The 16,797-nt window shown below is 68.2% G+C and carries 14 protein-coding genes and 4 pseudogenes; 14 read left to right on the forward strand and 4 right to left on the reverse strand.

Translation table 11 applies throughout. The features are described 5' to 3' along the window. The first annotated feature begins 161 nt into the window (after positions 1 to 161). The 3 genes from F3T56_RS49550 (at position 162) to F3T56_RS40675 (ending at position 3,216) form a co-directional block, all read left to right on the forward strand. The gene (locus tag F3T56_RS49550) at positions 162 to 560 is read left to right on the forward strand and encodes a DUF4158 domain-containing protein (protein WP_172639379.1); all 399 of its coding nucleotides are present in this window, start codon (positions 162 to 164) and stop codon (positions 558 to 560) included. Continuing rightward, positions 535 to 1,251 (forward strand): DUF4158 domain-containing protein, encoded by a 717-nt coding sequence (locus F3T56_RS40670; protein WP_172639380.1) that lies wholly within the window; start codon positions 535 to 537, stop codon positions 1,249 to 1,251. Before F3T56_RS49550 ends, F3T56_RS40670 begins: the two co-directional genes overlap by 26 nt. 84 nt (positions 1,252 to 1,335) lie before the next feature. Next, positions 1,336 to 3,216: a Tn3 family transposase gene (locus tag F3T56_RS40675; protein ID WP_149830496.1), complete on the forward strand. Its 1,881-nt coding sequence runs from the start codon at positions 1,336 to 1,338 to the stop codon at positions 3,214 to 3,216. A 213-nt stretch (positions 3,217 to 3,429) separates the two neighbouring features. Here F3T56_RS40675 and F3T56_RS40680 read toward each other — a convergent pair whose 3' ends face one another. Together F3T56_RS40680 and F3T56_RS40685 are read right to left on the reverse strand one after the other, a co-directional pair. Next, positions 3,430 to 5,232: a caspase, EACC1-associated type gene (locus tag F3T56_RS40680; RefSeq protein WP_149830497.1), complete on the reverse strand. Its 1,803-nt coding sequence runs from the start codon at positions 5,230 to 5,232 to the stop codon at positions 3,430 to 3,432. Further along, positions 5,216 to 5,578, reverse strand: a complete 363-nt coding sequence (locus tag F3T56_RS40685; protein ID WP_149830498.1) for an effector-associated constant component EACC1 — start codon at positions 5,576 to 5,578, stop codon at positions 5,216 to 5,218. The genes F3T56_RS40680 and F3T56_RS40685 overlap by 17 nt, the downstream gene beginning before the upstream one ends. Before the next feature lie 197 nt (positions 5,579 to 5,775). Here F3T56_RS40685 and F3T56_RS48850 point away from each other — a divergent pair, with 197 nt between their 5' ends. Continuing rightward, positions 5,776 to 6,846 carry a tyrosine-type recombinase/integrase gene (locus F3T56_RS48850; protein WP_246204354.1) on the forward strand — a complete coding sequence of 357 codons (1,071 nt, stop codon included), beginning with the start codon at positions 5,776 to 5,778 and terminating at the stop codon, positions 6,844 to 6,846. A 165-nt stretch (positions 6,847 to 7,011) separates the two neighbouring features. Here F3T56_RS48850 and F3T56_RS40695 read toward each other — a convergent pair. After that, positions 7,012 to 7,251, reverse strand: a pseudogene (locus F3T56_RS40695) (transposase); the annotation flags it as partial. A gap of 110 nt (positions 7,252 to 7,361) precedes the next feature. Between F3T56_RS40695 and F3T56_RS46680 the strand changes: the two are divergent. Next, positions 7,362 to 7,511 carry a hypothetical protein gene (locus F3T56_RS46680; protein WP_172639381.1) on the forward strand — a complete coding sequence of 50 codons (150 nt, stop codon included), beginning with the start codon at positions 7,362 to 7,364 and terminating at the stop codon, positions 7,509 to 7,511. 88 nt (positions 7,512 to 7,599) lie between these two features. Here F3T56_RS46680 and F3T56_RS40700 read toward each other — a convergent pair whose 3' ends face one another. Beyond that, positions 7,600 to 8,505, reverse strand: coding sequence for an amidohydrolase family protein (locus tag F3T56_RS40700; RefSeq protein WP_149830499.1), 906 nt, complete (start codon positions 8,503 to 8,505; stop codon positions 7,600 to 7,602). A 164-nt stretch (positions 8,506 to 8,669) separates the two neighbouring features. Between F3T56_RS40700 and F3T56_RS40705 the strand changes: the two genes are divergently transcribed. From F3T56_RS40705 to F3T56_RS48860, 9 genes and pseudogenes are all read left to right on the forward strand, one after another. After that, on the forward strand, positions 8,670 to 10,478 hold the full coding sequence (locus tag F3T56_RS40705) for an FAD-dependent monooxygenase (RefSeq protein ID WP_149830500.1): 1,809 nt from the start codon (positions 8,670 to 8,672) through the stop codon (positions 10,476 to 10,478). Between the two features lie 116 nt (positions 10,479 to 10,594). After that, on the forward strand, positions 10,595 to 11,485 hold the full coding sequence (locus F3T56_RS40710; RefSeq protein ID WP_149830501.1) for a VOC family protein: 891 nt from the start codon (positions 10,595 to 10,597) through the stop codon (positions 11,483 to 11,485). A 100-nt stretch (positions 11,486 to 11,585) separates the two neighbouring features. Continuing rightward, positions 11,586 to 12,458 carry an alpha/beta fold hydrolase gene (locus tag F3T56_RS40715; RefSeq protein ID WP_149830502.1) on the forward strand — a complete coding sequence of 291 codons (873 nt, stop codon included), beginning with the start codon at positions 11,586 to 11,588 and terminating at the stop codon, positions 12,456 to 12,458. Positions 12,459 to 12,749: 291 nt separating this feature from the next. Continuing rightward, complete coding sequence (locus F3T56_RS40720; protein WP_246204359.1) at positions 12,750 to 13,502, forward strand: IclR family transcriptional regulator; 753 nt, start codon at positions 12,750 to 12,752, stop codon at positions 13,500 to 13,502. After that, the gene (locus tag F3T56_RS40725) at positions 13,499 to 14,119 is read left to right on the forward strand and encodes a TetR/AcrR family transcriptional regulator (protein ID WP_149830504.1); all 621 of its coding nucleotides are present in this window, start codon (positions 13,499 to 13,501) and stop codon (positions 14,117 to 14,119) included. The genes F3T56_RS40720 and F3T56_RS40725 overlap by 4 nt, the downstream gene beginning before the upstream one ends. 432 nt (positions 14,120 to 14,551) lie before the next feature. Beyond that, positions 14,552 to 15,386, forward strand: a pseudogene (locus tag F3T56_RS40735) (2-keto-4-pentenoate hydratase). A 24-nt stretch (positions 15,387 to 15,410) separates the two neighbouring features. Beyond that, a complete protein-coding gene (locus F3T56_RS40740; protein ID WP_149830505.1) occupies positions 15,411 to 16,346 on the forward strand; it encodes an acetaldehyde dehydrogenase (acetylating) in 936 nt (311 codons plus the stop codon). A gap of 11 nt (positions 16,347 to 16,357) precedes the next feature. After that, a pseudogene (locus F3T56_RS40745) lies at positions 16,358 to 16,612 on the forward strand (IS30 family transposase); the annotation flags it as partial. 79 nt (positions 16,613 to 16,691) lie between these two features. Next, positions 16,692 to 16,797 (forward strand): annotated as a pseudogene (locus F3T56_RS48860) (hypothetical protein); the annotation flags it as partial.

The following is a 16,797-nucleotide window of genomic DNA, read 5'->3' on the forward strand; positions in this document are numbered from 1 at the left end:
GGCTCTCTGAGCTGCCGGCGGGTCACCCGTTCGTGGGTTCTTCTGATGATTCGCGGCGGGGTGACTGGATGGCTTCTGCCCTGGTCATGTGCTTGCGATGTCTGTGATCGGCTCGGCTGCGTGTGCTCCGTACGGGGGGAGCGGCCGGGATCATGCGGCGCATGGCTTCGGTGGAACGTACCGCGTACCCGCGGTTCAAGCGCACGATCTCCTTTCGTGAGTTGCACGAGGCGTTCACCCCCGGCACGGCCGAGGTGGCATGGGCGCGGGGTAAGGCGCGCTCGCCGGAGCATCTGCTGGCGCTGGTGGTGATGCTGAAGAGCTACCAGAAACTGGGCTACTTCCCGGACCTGGGCGAAGTGCCGGAGCTGGTGGTCGGGCATGTGCGCGGCCTGCTGGAGCAGGACGAGAGCGTGTCGCCGCGGCACGACTCGGTGCGTACGGCCGCGCGGCAGCGGGACTTCATCCGTGAACGGCTCGGCGTGGTCTACGACATAGAGAAGGCCCGGGGCCGCAGGGGCGATTCGGGAGGCCGTGCAGACCCAGGTCAATCCGGCTGACCTGATCAACGTGGCGCTGGAGAAACTGGTCAAGGCGAGGATGGAGCTGCCCGGCTACAGCACGCTGGACGAGATGGCCTCGGCTATCAGGACCGAGGTGAACGAGGACTTCTTCGCGGCGATCGTGTCGCGGATGGACGAGGTCGACCGCGCCCGGCTGCTGGGACTGCTGCGGGTGCCGGCGGGTGGTCGCAGCAGGTTCGACGAGCTGAAGCGGCCGGCGAAGGCGCCGACGGTCTCCCATCTGCGAGAGCATCTGGCCCGCTTGGACAGGCTGGAAGCGCTGGGGGCGACGGCGACGTGGCTTCAGCGGGTTCCGCCGGGGAAGGTGGAGCACTTCGCCGGGCAGGCGAAGGTGCTGGACGCCGCCGAGATGTCCAAGGTCGGCGTGGTCAAGCGGTGTGCGCTGCTGGCGAGTCTGCTGCACATGGCGAAGGTGCGGGCCCGGGACGAGCTGGTGACGATGCTGTGCAAGCGCATGGGGTCGATCACGAAGAAGGCGAAGGAGGATCTGGAGAAGATCCGTGAGCGGCACCGGGCGGAGTCCGAGCGGCTGATCGCCGTGCTGGGTGAGGCGCTGGAGGCGGCCAAGGACGCGGTCGGCTTCGACGGTGAGTCGGTCACCATCCCCACCAATGCCCGCAGGCAGAACGCGGTGCACGCCGAGTGCGGCAAGGCGGTGCTGGAGTGACTGGAGAAGGCCGGCGGCCTGGCCAAGCTCTCGGAGGACCACGAGCTGGTCTCCGCCCACCATGGCGACAACTACGCGCCGCTGATGCGGCGGCACTTCCGCAGCCACCGCAAGGTCCTGTTCGACCTGACCGAGATCTTGTCGATGGTCGCCACCTCCACCGACGACTGTGTGCTCCAGGCGGTGGAGTTCTGCCAGGCCATGCGGCATCGCGGCAGCCAGTGGGTGCCGGTGACGTACACCGTCACCGAGGAGGACGGGACCGAGGAGACGAAGACGGTGTCGGCCGACTTCGCCTCGCAGATGTGGCAGCGCATCCTGTTCGACAAGCACAAGCCGGGGAAGATCAACCGGCGGCACTTCGAGGTGTGCACGCTCTTCTACCTCACCCAGGAGCTGCGGACCGGAGACGTGGCGGTCATCGGCTCGGAGTCGTACGCCAACCTGCACGACCAGCTGCTGTCCTGGCAGTCGTGCGAGTCGCTGGTCGCCGACTACTGCGAGCAGGCCGGACTGCCCGCCACCGCCCCGGCGTTCACCGCGGCCCTGAAGCAGAAGCTGAACGCGACGGCCGCGAAGGTGGACGCCGGGTACCCGGACGACGCGGACCTGACCATCGACACCGCGTCGGGGAAGATCGTGCTCACCCCGCGCAAGGGCAAGGAGCGCCGTAAGTCCGCGCAGGACCTGGAGGCGGAGATCCTGCGTCGGCTGCCGGAGTGGAGCCTGCTCGATGTGCTCGCCCGCACGGCGTACTGGATCCAGTGGTGGCGGCACTTCGGCCCGGCCTCCGGAAGCGATCCGAAGATCCGCGACAAGCTTGCCCGCTACGTCCTGACGGTCTTCTGCTACGGGACGAACGCGGGCCCCGCGCAGGTCGCCCGGCACATGCGGCAAAAGGTCTCGGTGCACGAGCTCTCGCTCGCGGGCAACCAGCACAGCACCGCGGAGAAGCTGAACGCCGCCTCGGCGGACGTGATCGACATGTTCATCCAGCTCGACCTGGCGCACGTGTGGGGCGACGTCGGCAAGGCCGGGATCGACGGCTCCCAGTACGACACCTGGGAGAACAACATGCTGGCCCAGTCCCACATCCGGTATGGGGGATTTGGCGGCATCTCGATGAGACACGTGTCCGACACCTATATCGCGCTCTTCAGCCACTTCATCCCGTGTGGCGTGTGGGAGGCGGTGTATCTGTTCGAGGGCCTGCTGAAGAACCAGTCCGAGGTGACCGTGGACATCGTCCACGGGGACACGCAAGGCCAGTCGCTGCCTGTCTTCGGGCTCGCGCACATGCTCGGTGTGGAACTGCTGCCACGCATCCGCAACTGGAAGGACCTGACCTTCTACCGCCCCAGCGCGACGGTGACGTACCAGCACATCGACCCGCTGTTCGGCGACCCGGAGAAGGACGTCATCAACTGGCGGCTGATCGAGAACCACTGGCAGGACCTCATGCGCGTAGTGCTGTCGATCCGCGAGGGCCGGCTGTCCTCGGCTGCTCTGCTGCGCAGGCTGGGCAACGAGTCCAAACGCAACCGCATCTACCAGGCGTACCGCGAACTCGGCCGGGTCATGAGGACGATCGTGCTCCTCCGGTTCCTCTCGGAACCGGAGCTGCGCGAATCGATCCAGGCGATGACGAACAAGGTCGAGGCGTTCCACAAGTTCAGCAACTGGCTGATGTTCGCCTCCGACGTGCTCCAGGACAACGGCCCGGACCACCAGGAGAAGACCATCAAGTTCAACGAGCTGCTGGCGAACTGCCTCATTTTTCATACCGCCGTGGACATCACGAAGGTGGCCAACGACCTCATCGACGAGGGCTGGGAGGTGGACCCGGTGGACCTGGCCACCGTCACCCCGTATATCACCAGCAAGACCCGCCGCTTCGGGACCTGGCACCTGGACATGGAACCGCCCGAGAACGAGGCGGTGGGCCGGCTGCGGATGGCCGCGTGACTCTCGGTCGCTGCCGCGGGCTACGCGGTGAGGTCAAGGAAGTCGGACTGCTGCGGCTGCTGGAGGAGCGTGACAGCGACGGCACCAAGCGGTACAACCGGCTGAAGAAGTCCACCAGGGCCCAAGCTGGTCGCACTTCAAACGGCTCGCACGCACCTGGAGTGGGTGGATTCCCTCGGCGAAACGGCAGTGCGCCGCGGGCGAGGGCGGGGGTCAGCCGCGGATGATCTGGGCAGTGGTGATGGCACCGTCCTCAAGACCCCACTTGGTGAGAAGTCTGCCGTATTCGCCACTGTCGATGAGCGCGTTGAGGTCCTGCTGGAGGGCGTCGCGCAGTGCGGTGTTGGTCCTGTCCACAGCGATGCCGACGGGGGCGTCTTCGACCAGGTCGCCGTCTGGCAGGTGGAAGTCGCCGCCGGAGTCCTTCGCTTCGTGGACGGCATACGGAAGGTCGGTGACCACCGCGTCTATGGAGCCGCCGCGGAGAAGTCGCGGGACCGCGAAGATGTCCTCGGAGGTCTGCTTGATCGGTTTCGGGCCGCACTCCTTGTAGGACGCCGTCTGGACCACTTCCTCATCGCCGTCGACATGCATGCCGCAGAGGTCGGCCCAGGATTGGATGTTCTGGGCCGTTTTCCATGGGGCGTAGACCGTGTATCCGTAGTCGAAGTAGTGGATGAAGTCGACGCTTTGCCGTTCCTCTGCGTCGAAGGAGGTGTACTCCGAGCTCGGCATGACCACGTCGTACTGTGTCCCAAGCAACTCAAACGGGTTGCTTGGGCCAAACACTTCGATACCGACGAGCTTTACCCGCAGGCCGAGTCGGTCGCCGAGTGCTGTGGCCAGGTCGGGGTCGGGACCGACCCAGTCGCCGGGTTTTGCGAAGACGTCTCTGTCCTCGACAGTGGTCTTGTCGAGCCAGCCACTGTCGTTGGCGGCGGCAGCAAGATTATGCGCGCTACCAGTACGGACGCCGTCCACGGCGACCGTGAGGGTTCCGGGCTTCACGAGCTGGAATTTGTTCGCCTGCTGGCCCGAACTGCCGTCCCCGCCTGCCGCCTCTTTGCCGTCGCCAAAGGGATCGCCCAGGGTGTACGCCGTGACCGCGACCAGCACAGCGGCCACAATCGCCGCCCCGGCGATCAGCCAGGAACGCCTTCTACGAGACGGGGCGGCGGTTCGGGTCTTCGCCGTCTCCGGCTGATGGTTCGGCCCCGCGTGGTCAGGTTCTCTGAGGCCGCCCGGGGGCGCTGCCTGCCCGGTAGTCGGGGTCTTGCCGGACGCGTTCTTGGCCACCGGGCATTTGTCGGCGGTATCCGTGCCGTGCTGGTTGGGGCGCGGGAGGTTGCGGGCGAGCAGCCTCTGCCTCAGGTGGGGGTACAGATCCGCGAAGGTCAGAACAGGCGGGCCGCCGGCGACCCCCGCGCCGATCAGATCGAGCAGTTCCCCGGTGAAGGCGGTACAGGTGTCGGCTTTCCCGGCGTGCGCGGCGAGGTCGGCTGCGGTGAGGGTGTAGGCGCCTTGTATGGCGGTGATGTCGGCCAGGTGCTGTCCATCCCCTCCGAGCACATCGATAACGCGACCGGAGTAGCAACAGTCCAGAACAACGGCTTTGACTTTGGCGGGGCTTCCGCGCAGAACGCTCCGGATCTTGGAGTACTCCAGTCCGGTTACGTCCGGTTCATCGGCGATGGTGTCACTCACGGCGAGTACGAGGTCCCCGTTCTCGGTGACGGTGCCGTGGCCGACGAAGTACAGCAGCAGCACACCGCTGGTGTTCTGAGCATGGCGACGCAGATCGCTCATCACACGACGGCAGTCCACTGGATCGGGGATGGGAAGGACCTGGTCGTTGGACCAGCCGCCCAACTCCTCGTCGACGAGCATCTGGCGCATACCCTGCAGGCTGTTTCCGGCGGCAGGCACGGACGGGAAGTCTGGATCCTGGTAGGTGGAGACACCGATGAGCAGGGCGCGGGAGCCGGACCGGTCAATTGGCTCAGTTCCCGGTGTCATCGTCGCCGTCCAGCACCCGGTTGATCAGATCCATGGGGTCGCTGACGCGCCGGGCATCGACCTCGACGGTGCGGCCGTTGGCGGTGACAGTCACCTTGACGTCTGAACGTCGAGTACGCAGCCACGCGGACAGTGACTGGGCCAACGCCACGCCGACGCCGCCGGAGCCCACAGCGACGCTGACCATGTCAAGCCCGCTGCCGAGTTCCGTCTCCGTAATGTCCCTGCGCACGACGCGGACTGCGCCCTGCAGCTCGCGCTCCGCGCGGAGCCAGCCGGCAAGCGCGGCCAGCTCTCCAACCTCGTCGTCACCCCTGATAGCAATCACAGCGTCCATGTCCTTCATCTTTTCAGGCGGGTCGCCAACAGGCAGGAAGTTGGCATGCTCGGCCCCCTGTATCGGTTCTCTCAGTTGCCGCGGTAAATGCCGGATTTACCGCGACAGAGCCCCTACCGTGATCACCGCGACCTGCGGCGGGCCATTCCGGCCGCCGGGGCGAGGTGTACGCATTTACTGCGACAGTGCCGGAAGGGCGGGGCGGCGTGACGATCGAACCGGTAACCGGACTCGGGAGCGGGAGCACGCTCCGCTTGCCGCGCGCCCGGGTCGTGCCGCTGTCCGCCCCGCCCTCGTCGTACACCTCAGCGGTCGAGCGCTACCTCACCGGTGCGGGCATCGCGAAGTCCTCCGCGCGGATCTACCGGATCTCGCTGACGACATGGGGGTGGATGCTCGCCGGCGAACCGGCGCCGACCGGACCCGCCCGCCGGGGCGCGAAGCCGCCCATCTTCCCCCTCGCCGCGATCGACGACCCGGCGCTGCCGGAGGTGCTGGCCGAACTGGCGGCGGCGCGGGCGGACGTGATGGACGCCGACACCGTCAACCGCGAACTGTCGATCGCACGCAAGGCGATCGGCTGGTGGCAGCGCCAGGGCTGGATCGACGGCGACCCGACGATCGGGATTGAGCGGCGGCCGGCACCACCGGACCGCACCAAGGCTCTGGCCGAGAACCAGATTGCCGCCCTGTGGCAGCTGGACGTCGCCCTGCGGGAGAAGACGTTCTGGAAGATGCTCTACGAGTCGGCAGCGCGGGCCGACGAGGTGCTGTGCCTGAACGTGGAGGACCTGTATCCGCAGGACAAGCGGGGCAGGATCACCGCCAAGGGCGGGGCGACGGAGTGGATTCACTGGCAGTCCGGCGCCGCCCAGCTCCTGCCCCGACTGATCGCCCGCCGCACCCGCGGCCCGCTGTTCCTCACCGACCGCAAGGCCCCGGCCGGAACACCGACGCTGGACGTGTGCCCGGAGACAGGCCGTGCTCGCCTCTCCTACCGCCGGGCCGAGGAGATCTTCGAGGAGAACACCCGGCTCCTGGCCAACCCGCTCGCCTCACCCGAGGACATCGAGGACCTGGACGGCTTCACACTCCACCGGCTCCGCCACTCCGGCCTGACACACGACGCCGAGGGCGGCACCTCCACCCCGATGCTACTGGCCCGCTCCCGCCACGCCTCCGTCCGCTCCCTGGAGCGGTACGCCCGCCCCGGCGTCGACGCGGTCGCCCGGCACGTCGCGGAGCGTGACCCCGCCGCACGTCGCCGGAACCGGTAGCGGAGGTGGCTCTACCTTGCACCGTGGGTCAGAGATAGGAGACCGGGGCCAACGAGCCAACCAGCCTCAGGTTCCACGAAGCAGGATCACAAGACACTAAGGGTTGTCCCGTAAATGATCTCCGAGCTGCCTCGGGCGTGGTTGGCCGTCGTGCGGGCCGCTCGTCTATCCGGCGAGGGCGAGGTTGTGCATCCGGGCGATGCCGAGCATGGCGTGGTGGACTCCGTCGTCTTTGAGGCGGCAGTCGCGGAGGATCTTCTAGGTCTTCATGCGTGCGAAGACGTGCTCGACGCGGGCGCGGACCTGCTTGTGGGACTTGTTGTGTGCTTCCTTCCAGTCCGGAAGGTCTTCGCCCTTGCGTCGGCGGTGGGGCATGACGAGCCCGGTGCCGGGATAGCCGCCGTCGGGCGGCGCAGTCCCGCGCGCCCTCCAGGCCGCGCCGGGCCCGGGAGCTCGCCGACCGGCACCCCGCGACGTACGTGGCGTTCGACGTCCTGGCCCATCCTGCGGCGGGCTTGCCTGACCTGCGCCCACGTCCCTACGCGGAGCGCCGCCAGGTCCTCCTGGACGTGCTCGCCGACGCCAGTCCGTCGATCGTGCCGGTGTGGTCGACCACCGACCTGGACGTCACGGACATGGACCTGGATCACGTACCGGGAACCTGACGAGCCGGGGCTTGGCTCGGCATCGGGAGATTCCGCAGCTGAGCGGCTGTTCCCGGCGCGGACGGGTCGCCTCGTTGCCCGATCCTCCTCAGCCCTGGACGGTGGCAGGGCTCTGCATCCGGGCGAAGGCGCGGGGGAAGAGTTCGGCGCCGTGGCGTCCCAGCCCGTCGCGCTGGGCCGGTGAGAGGAGAGGGCTGGTACGCAGCAGGCGGACGTTGTGCTGCAGCACGTCCTCGCCGGCACAGGGTGCGCCGAAGTCGGACCCGTAGAGGACGTGGTCGGGAGAGGTCACGGCCAGCAGTGCGGACAGGCTCGGCAGGGAACCGGACATGGCAGTGTCGTACCAGAACCGGGAGGCGGCCTGTTCGATCTGCGCGGCGGTGACCTGCTGGGTGTTGCCCACCCAGTCCTCGCCGGCGAGCATGCTCACTCGCCCGGACAGGGCCGGGAAGCACCCTCCGGCGTGGGGAAGCACGACATGCACGTCCGGCGCGGCCTCAAGGGTGCGGTGCCACAGCATGTCGACCACAACCCGCGCGGTGTCGAAGCCGACCTCGAACAAGGGGGTGGGCAGGTCCAGGACCGGCCGGCTGAAGGGGGAGGGGTGGACAAGCACGGTCGCGCGCTGCCGGCTGAGCTCGGCCCAGACGGGGGCGAAGCGCGGATGGCCCAGGTAGCGTCCGCCGACGACGCCCAGCGTGGCGAACCCGTCAACGTCCAGCTCGCGCTTGGCGTACGCGATCTCCTCCAGGGCCGCGTCCACGTCGGTGAGCGGGAGTGTGGCGAGCAGCCCGAAGCGGCCGGGGTGCTCGGCCACCATGGAGGCGGCGAACTCGTTCGACGCCCGAGCGCCCGCAGGATCGCTGACCGAGAGGTTGGACAGCAACTGCATCGTGACGCGGGTGCGGTCCATGTGCTCCAGACGCGGAGCCGCCTCCCAGGAGGGGACCTCGAAATGGGTGTGCACGTCAAGCCACCCCGCGTTACCTGCCATGTCGTCGCCTCCCGGCTGCTCGATGAACCATGTCCGGACGGTAGTAGCGGCGGCCCGTGTCACGCCTTGCTGTTCCGGCTTCCGGAACGTGGCCGCTGCGCTCGCGCTCCGCGGGGTGTGATGCACATCAGCGGTCGGCTCACACACCGAAGGAGTGACACGACATGGCGAGCGCAAAGAAGCGGTCGGCCAACGAGAAGGTCCCCGTGCTGATCGTCGGCGCGGGACCGGCCGGACTCACTCACGCCTTGGCCCTCGCACGCTACGGCGTGCGCAGCACCGTGCTCTGCCGGTACCCCGGTCAGGCGCACAATCCGAGAGCGCACATCACGAACCAGCGGACTCTGGAGATCTTCAGCGACCTGGGCGTGTACGAGGCCGTCGCGGCCATCGGGTATCGGTTCGAGGACATGCCGCACAACCCGTTCGTCCTGTCCCTGGCCGGTCCTGAGGTCGCGCGGACGACAGCGTGGGGCGGCGGTCTGAAGGACTTCCCCCGGTACCGCGCCGCGAGCCCCCACGTTTCGCTGAACGTCGCGCAGCACAAGCTCGAGCCGGTGCTCGCCTCCGCTGCCCTGGCGACCGGCCTGGTCGATCTTCGCTACTCCACCGAGTTCATCGAGCTCGAACAGGACGACCATGAGGTGCGCGCTCACGTGGTCGACCACAACACCGGCCTGGCGTCGGTCATCACCGCGCAGTACCTGATCGGTGCCGACGGCGGTCGCAGTCAGGTGCTCGAACAGGCCGGGTTGTCGGTCCGCGGTCCGGTGGGCATTGGGCGTGTCGTGTTCGCCTGGGTCGAGGTCGATCTGACGAAGTACGTCGCGCACCGGCCGGGCGCCATCTACTGGTCGGTCGACCCCTTCACCTACGGCAGCTGGATCATGGTCGAGCCGTGGAACCAGTGGGTCATCGGAGTCCACGTCGACGAGGACTACGTGTTCGACCCCCAGGACACCGATGAGCTGGTGGCCCAGATACGCCAAAGCATCGGCGACCCCTTCATCGACGTGAAGGTGAAGCTCGTCTCGCCCTGGGCCCAGAACAACGCCGCCGCAGACATCTACTCCTCCGGCCGTGTCCTGTGCATGGGCGACGCCGTCCACCGGCACCCGCCGACCAACGGCCTGGGCAGCAACACCTCGGTCGCCGACGGCTACAACCTGGCGTGGAAGCTCAAGCTCGTCCTGGACGGCGTTGCCGGCCCCGGGCTCCTGGACTCCTACACCGCCGAACGCGCACCGGTCGGCCGGCAGGTCGTCGACCGCGCGTGGAAGTCGGTCACCGAGATCTTCACGCTGGGCGAAGCGATCGGCATCAGGCCCGAGATGCCCGACGAGGACAAGTGGCGCATCGTGCGCAGCCTGGACGAGGACAGCGAAGAGGGCGCCGACCGGCGGCGGGGCGTCCGTTCCTTCCTGGACAAGCTGCCCTACCACTTCAACGCTCTCGGGGTCGAGCTGGGCTACCGCTACAGCAGCCCGGCCGTCGTCCCCGACGACGGTGACCTGCCCGACCACCGGACCACGGACGAGCTGACCTACGTGCCGTCGACGTCACCCGGTGAGCACATGCCCCATGTCTGGCTGGAACGCAACCGTCAGCGGATCTCCTCCCAGCAGCTGGTGGGGCAGGGCCGCTTCGCGCTGATCACCGGCCGCGGCGGTGCGTCGTGGGCGGAGGCCGCCGAACGTGCGCGGAAGGTGTTTGGTCTCCCGATCGACGTCTGCGAGATCGGGACGGCGCACGGGTACCGGGACCCGTTGGGCGACTGGGAGCGGCTCCGTCAGATCGACGACGACGGCTGTCTCCTCGTCCGCCCCGACGGTCACATCGCCTGGCGCTCGCGGACCGCTGCCGACACCCGTCGGCTGATCGAGGTGCTGGGCCGCGTGCTCGACCGGCCGATCCCGAATGACCGGTCCGTCGGGGAAGCACAGCCCGAGCTGGCCCACGCCTCGAGTTTCTGACCGTACGGCGAGGTACACGCCTGCGCCGTCGCAGCTCCGGCGACCGCCAGGATCGTCCCCCTGCCCGACCCTGACGACGTCAGCGTCAGGACCCCTCTCCAAGAATTGGACTCAACATGAGCACCGTCAAAGCACTCGGCTACCTCGCGGTCCGCGGCCCACTGGCCGAGTGGGCCACGTTCGGCCCCGAGGTCCTCGGCGCCCAGGTTGCCCCCTCGCCCGAGGGCGAGGTACGGCTGCGCACCGACGAGAAGGTTCACCGGATCATCATCGAGGACGGCCCCGCGGCGGGTCCCTCCTCACTCGTGGCCCTCGGTCTCGAGATCGTCAGCGACGAGGCTCTCACCGGTCTCGTCGCCACCCTGACCGACAACGGCGTCGAGGCCACCGAGGACCCCGAGCTGGCCGCCCGCCGCGGTGTCGACCGTGTCGTGCGCTTCGCCGACAGCGACGGCAACGGAATCGAGGCCTACGTCGGCCTCCCCGACGCCGATTCCCCGTTCGTCTCGCCGACCGGTACGACTTTCGTCGCCGGGCCCCTGGGTGTCGGTCACGTCTTCCTCTTCCCTCGCGGCACCGCGTCGGCGGCGGCCGAGTTCTACGAGAAGGTCCTGGGGTTCCTGCTCACGGACACCATCTCGCTGGCTTCGCTCGGCGTCCCCGAGGAGGACGCGGTGTTCCTGCACTGCAATCCACGCCATCACACCGTCGCCGTGGGCACCATCCCGGGGCCGCCGCCCGGTCTGGGGCATCTGATGCTCGAGGTGGCCGACGTCTCGCAGGTCGGCAAGGCGATGGACCGCGTGAGGGCGAAAGACGAACACGTGAACATCACGCTGGGCGAGCACTCCAACGACCTGATGCTGTCCTTCTACGTGGCCACCCCTTCGGGCTTCGACATCGAGTACGGCTGCAACGGTCTGCTCATCGACGACGCCACCTGGAAGCCCGGTCACCATGAGCTGCTGAGCAACTGGGGTCACCACTTCCAAGGCGCCCAGGCATGATCCGAGGCCGGCGGTGCGGCCACATCGCCGGTCGTCACCAAGGGCCGGCGCCTACCGCTGGACCTCCCTCCCACCAACGACGACAGGAAGCGCTGAAACGATGACCAACACCGTCCTGACCGAGAACGCGACCAGCCGGTTCGTGCAGACCAAGAAGTGGCGCCTGCATCTCAACGAGGCGGGTGAGGGCCACCCGCTGGTCCTGCTGCACGGAGGAGGCCCCGGGGCCAGCGGCTGGAGCAACTACTCCCGGAACTTCGCCTTCTTCGCCGAGCGGTACCGGGTCCTCGCCGTCGACATGCCCGGGTGGGGGAAGAGCGACACCGCGGTGCCGGGCGACCGTGACCACACCGAGGCGCTCGAGCTGCTGCTGGACGAGCTGGAAATCGACCAGGCCGCCCTGGTCGGCAACTCGATGGGCGGGCAGACCGCGATCCGGTACGCCGTACGCAACAGCGACAGGGTGTCGCACCTGATCCCGATGGGTGCTCCGGCGCCCGGGGTGAACGTGTTGAGCCCCGCCTCCCACCAGACCGAGGGCATCCGGACGCTCATCCACGCCTACCAGGACCCGACGCCGGCCAACTTCCAGGCACTCGTCGCCGCGCTGACTTCCGATCCCGAGCTGGCCGCTGACGAGGACCTGGCCCGGCAGCGTTCCGAAGCGGCGTTGTCCCGCCCCGACCACATCGCCAACTACCTGACCGCCGCACCGACGGGTGAGCTGAACGGTCCTCCGGGCGCCTACCCCGCGGTAGTGCCCGCGCTGGCGACGCTCACCGTACCGACGCTGGTGGTACACGGCCGCGATGACAAAGCGGTGCACTTCGAGAACGCGCTGCGCCTGCTGGCGATGATCCCGGACTCCCGGCTGTACCTGTTCAACCGATGTGGCCACTGGACTCAGATGGAACACGCCGAGGAGTTCGACCGGGTGGTGCACGAGTTCATCTCCGCGACCGGGCAGCGCTGAACCCACTCTGCGTGGCGGCCCGGCCGGGCTCACCACGGTCATGGCTTTCGCCGGGCCGGGGATCGCGAACCGGGTCGCCACTCGCAGCCCACCGGTGAATCCGCTGCTGGGCATCAGACCCGGCCATACCGGGCATTGACGCGCATCAGACTCCGTGCAAGATTGGAGCAATCACTCCATTGGAGTGATCACTCTAGTGGCCTGTCATCGTCGACAGAGCTTGTTTCGGAGGCGCGGATGATCGAACAACGGCGGTCAGCGGCGGAACCACCGCAGGCAATCCCCACATCCGTGCTCTGGAAAGCTTTCGATGTGCTGGACACCTTCAGTCGGCAGCACCGCGTTCTGACCCTGAGTGAGCTGGCCCGGACGTCGGGGCTGCCGAAGTCCACCGTCCACCGTGTGCTGGCCATGCTTCGGGAGCTCGGGGCTGTCGAGCAGGTCGACGGTGGCTTCCGGATGGGTCTGCGGATGCTGACGATGGCCGCGTCCAGCCCTGAGGCGGGGCTGCGCGAGGTCGCCGTCCCCCACTTGCTGGAGCTGCACCGCACGGTAGGGCACACGGTTCATCTGTGTGCCCTACGTGGTGAGGATGTCGTTTACCTCGAGAAGCTGCACGAGAGCGATGCCCAGGTGATCCCTACCTCCGTCGGGATGCGACTGCCCGCACACTGCACGGGAGTCGGGAAGGCGCTGCTCGCCCACCGGGCCGCGGATACCGACGCTACGGCGCACACCCCGTCGCTGCGCAGACTCACCCCGCGGTCGATCACGGAACCGCGCGCTCTCGCCCTCGCGCTCGCCCAGGTGCGCCAGCGCGGCATGGCCGTCGACCGGGATGAGGCGGTGCACGGTCTCTCGTGCATTGCCCGGCCGGTGCTCATCGGGGGCCACGCAGTCGCCGCGGTGTCCATAGGGTTCCCGAGCAGCGCGGGACGGGGCGAGGCGTGGTTGGGCCGGCTCGGGCGCACCGTCGGTTCCCTGAGCGCGGCGCTCAGGGAACGTCCGGACCTCATGGAGTACCTGTTCCAGAGCCGGGCATGAACGGGCCCGCCCAGACGTCGCAGGCCGCGGTGGCTCGCGTCGAGCGGGGTGGCAGCCGCGAAGCGCTGCTCGACGCCGCGGAACGACTCATGGGCGCGCAGGGCTACCACGCGGCGTCGGTCTCGTTGCTGTGCAAGGAGTCCGGATGCCCCAACGGCTCGCTCTACCACCACTTCGGCAGTAAGGCGGGGCTGCTCAAAGCTGCATTGCAGCGCGGACTAGGCCGACTTGACGACGCGCTTCAGGTCGCTTCACGGGACGGCGGGTCGGGGGCCGCGCGGCTCTCCCGGTTCATCGACGTCCTGCTGGAGACCGTGGACCGGCACGCGAACTTCCAACGGCTCCTGGTTTTCGTCCTGCTGGAGCAGACCCACGACCCTGAGGTGCAGGACGTCGTCGACCCGTTTCGCAGCCGGATCCTCGAGCAGGTGACCGAGGTCTGCGCGGACGCCCTGGGCGAGAGCAGCCCGGTGGCGGAGTGCGCTGAGGCCCGCGACATGGCCCTGTCCCTGACCGGTCTCACGATCGGTCTGTTCGCCCTGGGTGTGCCCGAGGTCCGGCACCTGGCCCACGCGTACGTCCGGCGGGCTCTGCCCGATCATCCGGGGGCTCCTTAGTCAGGGCCTGTCTGGAGTCGTGACAGGCCCTGGGGGTTGAGAACTGTTGCCGGTGTACTGGGCAGAGTGACTCCTGGTGGGTGTGAGTGAGTGCCGGGGCTGGATGCGGTTTGCCCGCTGTGCGTGCGCGGGAGGATCTCCTCTGCCGTGAGTGTGTTCCGGGTCTCCTCGGCGAGTTCGGCACTGGAGAAGGCGAACAGGGCGTCTTGCCCACGGCGGTGCGGGTCAGCGGCAGGATGTCACCGGCGCGCGAGGGCGGTTGCAGTGCGTCGTGCCCGTTGATGCGCTCGAGGTAGACCACATCCAGGCCCTCTTTGTTCCGTTTCACGGAACAAAGATCTTCCATCGACCGTGCGGTGTCTATATCTGAAGGCGTCACCAGAGGGGCGCCGAGAGCCCTCGGCCCCACCACTCCTCTTCCGGAGGTACCCCGTGCCGACCGTCACTGACCGCGTCCCACCGGACGCCGTCCCACCGGCCGTAATCAAGGCCGCCGATGCGCTGCTGGAGGCCGCCCGCACCGGTGCCGCCTGCCTGCCGGTGCGCGCGCTCTTCGACGAAGGTGACATCGAGACCGCCTACGTCGTACAGCGGCTTAACCTCCAGCGCGGCCAGGCCGCCGGCCGACGGATCACCGGCCGCAAGATCGGCCTGACCTCTCCGGCCGTGCAGCACCAGCTCGCCGTGGACCAGCCGGACTTCGGCGCACTCTTCGCGGACATGGCCGTGCCCGAGGGCGGCGAGGTGCCCGCCGGGCGGCTGCTCCAGCCCAGAGTGGAGGCCGAGGTCGCGCTGGAACTCGGCCGCGACCTGCCGCACCGCCAGTGCACTGTCGTCGACGTGCTGCGCGCCACCGACTTCGCACTTCCCGCCCTGGAGATCGTCGACAGCCGGGTGAAGGACTGGGACATCTCCATCGTCGACACCGTCGCCGACAACGCCTCGTCGGGCCTCTTCGTCCTGGGCGGCTCCCCCGCGCCGCTCACCGGGCTCGATCTCCGCTCGGTACAGATGACCATGACCCGAGGCGGCGAGGTGGTCTCCGAGGGGACCGGCGCCGACTGCCTCGGCAGCCCCCTCAATGCGGCCGCCTGGCTGGCCTCCGACCCTCGCCGGGATGGGAGACCCGCTGCGGGCCGGCGACGTCGTGCTGACCGGGGCCCTGGGGCCGATGGCCCCCGCTGCTCCGGGTGATGTGTTCGAAGCCCGCATCTCGAACCTGGGCACTGTGCGGGTCGGGTTCGCGCCAGAAGGAGAGAACCAGTGAGCAGCGACGGACGCCCGGACCAAGGTGGCGATCATCGGGTCGGGCAACATCGGCACCGACTTGATGATCAAGGTGCTGCGACTGTCCGGCAGCCTGGAGCCGGCCGTGATGGCGGGGATCGACCCGGACTCGGACGGCCTGGCCCGGGCCCGCCGCCTGAAGGTGGCCACCACCCACCAGGGCGTGGACGGACTGGTGAAGATGGACGAGTTCGCCGACGTGGAGATCGTCTTCGACGCCACCTCGGCCGGTGCCCACAGGCGCCACGACGAGGTGCTGCGCTCCCTCGGCCGCACCCTCATCGACCTCACTCCCGCGGCCCTCGGCCCTTACGTGGTGCCACCGGTCAACGGCGACGCTCACCTCGACGCGCCCAACGTCAACATGGTCACCTGCGGCGGCCAGGCCACCATCCCGGTGGTTGCCGCGGTCAACGCTGCCGCCCCCGTCCACTACGGGGAGATCGTCGCCTCCATCGCCTCCCGCTCCGCCGGCCCCGGCACCCGGGCGAACATCGACGAGTTCACCGAGACCACCTCCTCCGCCATCGAGCAGGTCGGCGGCGCGCGGCAGGGCAAAGCGATCATCATCCTCAACCCGGCCGAGCCCCCGCTGATCATGCGCGACACCGTGCACTGTCTGGTCTCCGACTGCGACCGTGAGGCGGTCACGGCCTCCGTCGAAGAGATGGTGGGCCGCGTCCAGGCGTATGTGCCCGGTTACCGCCTGAAACAGAAGGTGCAGTTCGACCGCGTGAGGGCCGACGACCCGCTGTGCGGGCTGCTGCCGGCTGATGCCATCGGCACTACCGCGCTGAAGGTCTCGGTCTTCCTCGAGGTCGAGGGTGCCGCCCACTACCTGCCCGCCTACGCCGGAAATCTCGACATCATGACCTCGGTCGCGCTGCGCACCGCCGAGCGCATGGCCGCGCACCGCTCCAGGGAGAGGGCCACACGATGACCACCACCCAGGCGCACGCCCAGTTCACGATCAAGACCGGCGTCCCGGTCTACTTCGCCGATCCGCACAGCCCCTGGCAGCGCGGCACCAACGAGAACACGAACGGCCTGCTGCGCCAATACTTCCCGAAGGGAACCGACCTTTCCCGATGGGCGGCGGAGGATATCGAGGCGGTCGCAGCCACGCTCAACAGTCGCCCCCGCAAGAGCCTCGGTTGGAAGACACCCGCCGAAGCCCTCAACGACCATCTACTATCGATCAAATAAGCCGGTGTTGCATCCACTGGTTGAACCTGGTGAATACTGCTCCCGGAAGTTCAAACGGGCCTGCCGCAGGCTGGGCATCGTGCAGTCGATGGGCAGAGTCGGATCTTGCTTCGACAACGCCGTGAGCGAGGCGTTCAACAGCGTGCTCAAGGTCGAGTACGTCCACCGGCACACCTTCCGCACCC

The sequence above is a fragment of the Streptomyces tailanensis genome, from assembly GCF_008386495.1.
GTDB lineage: Bacteria > Actinomycetota > Actinomycetes > Streptomycetales > Streptomycetaceae > Streptomyces > Streptomyces tailanensis.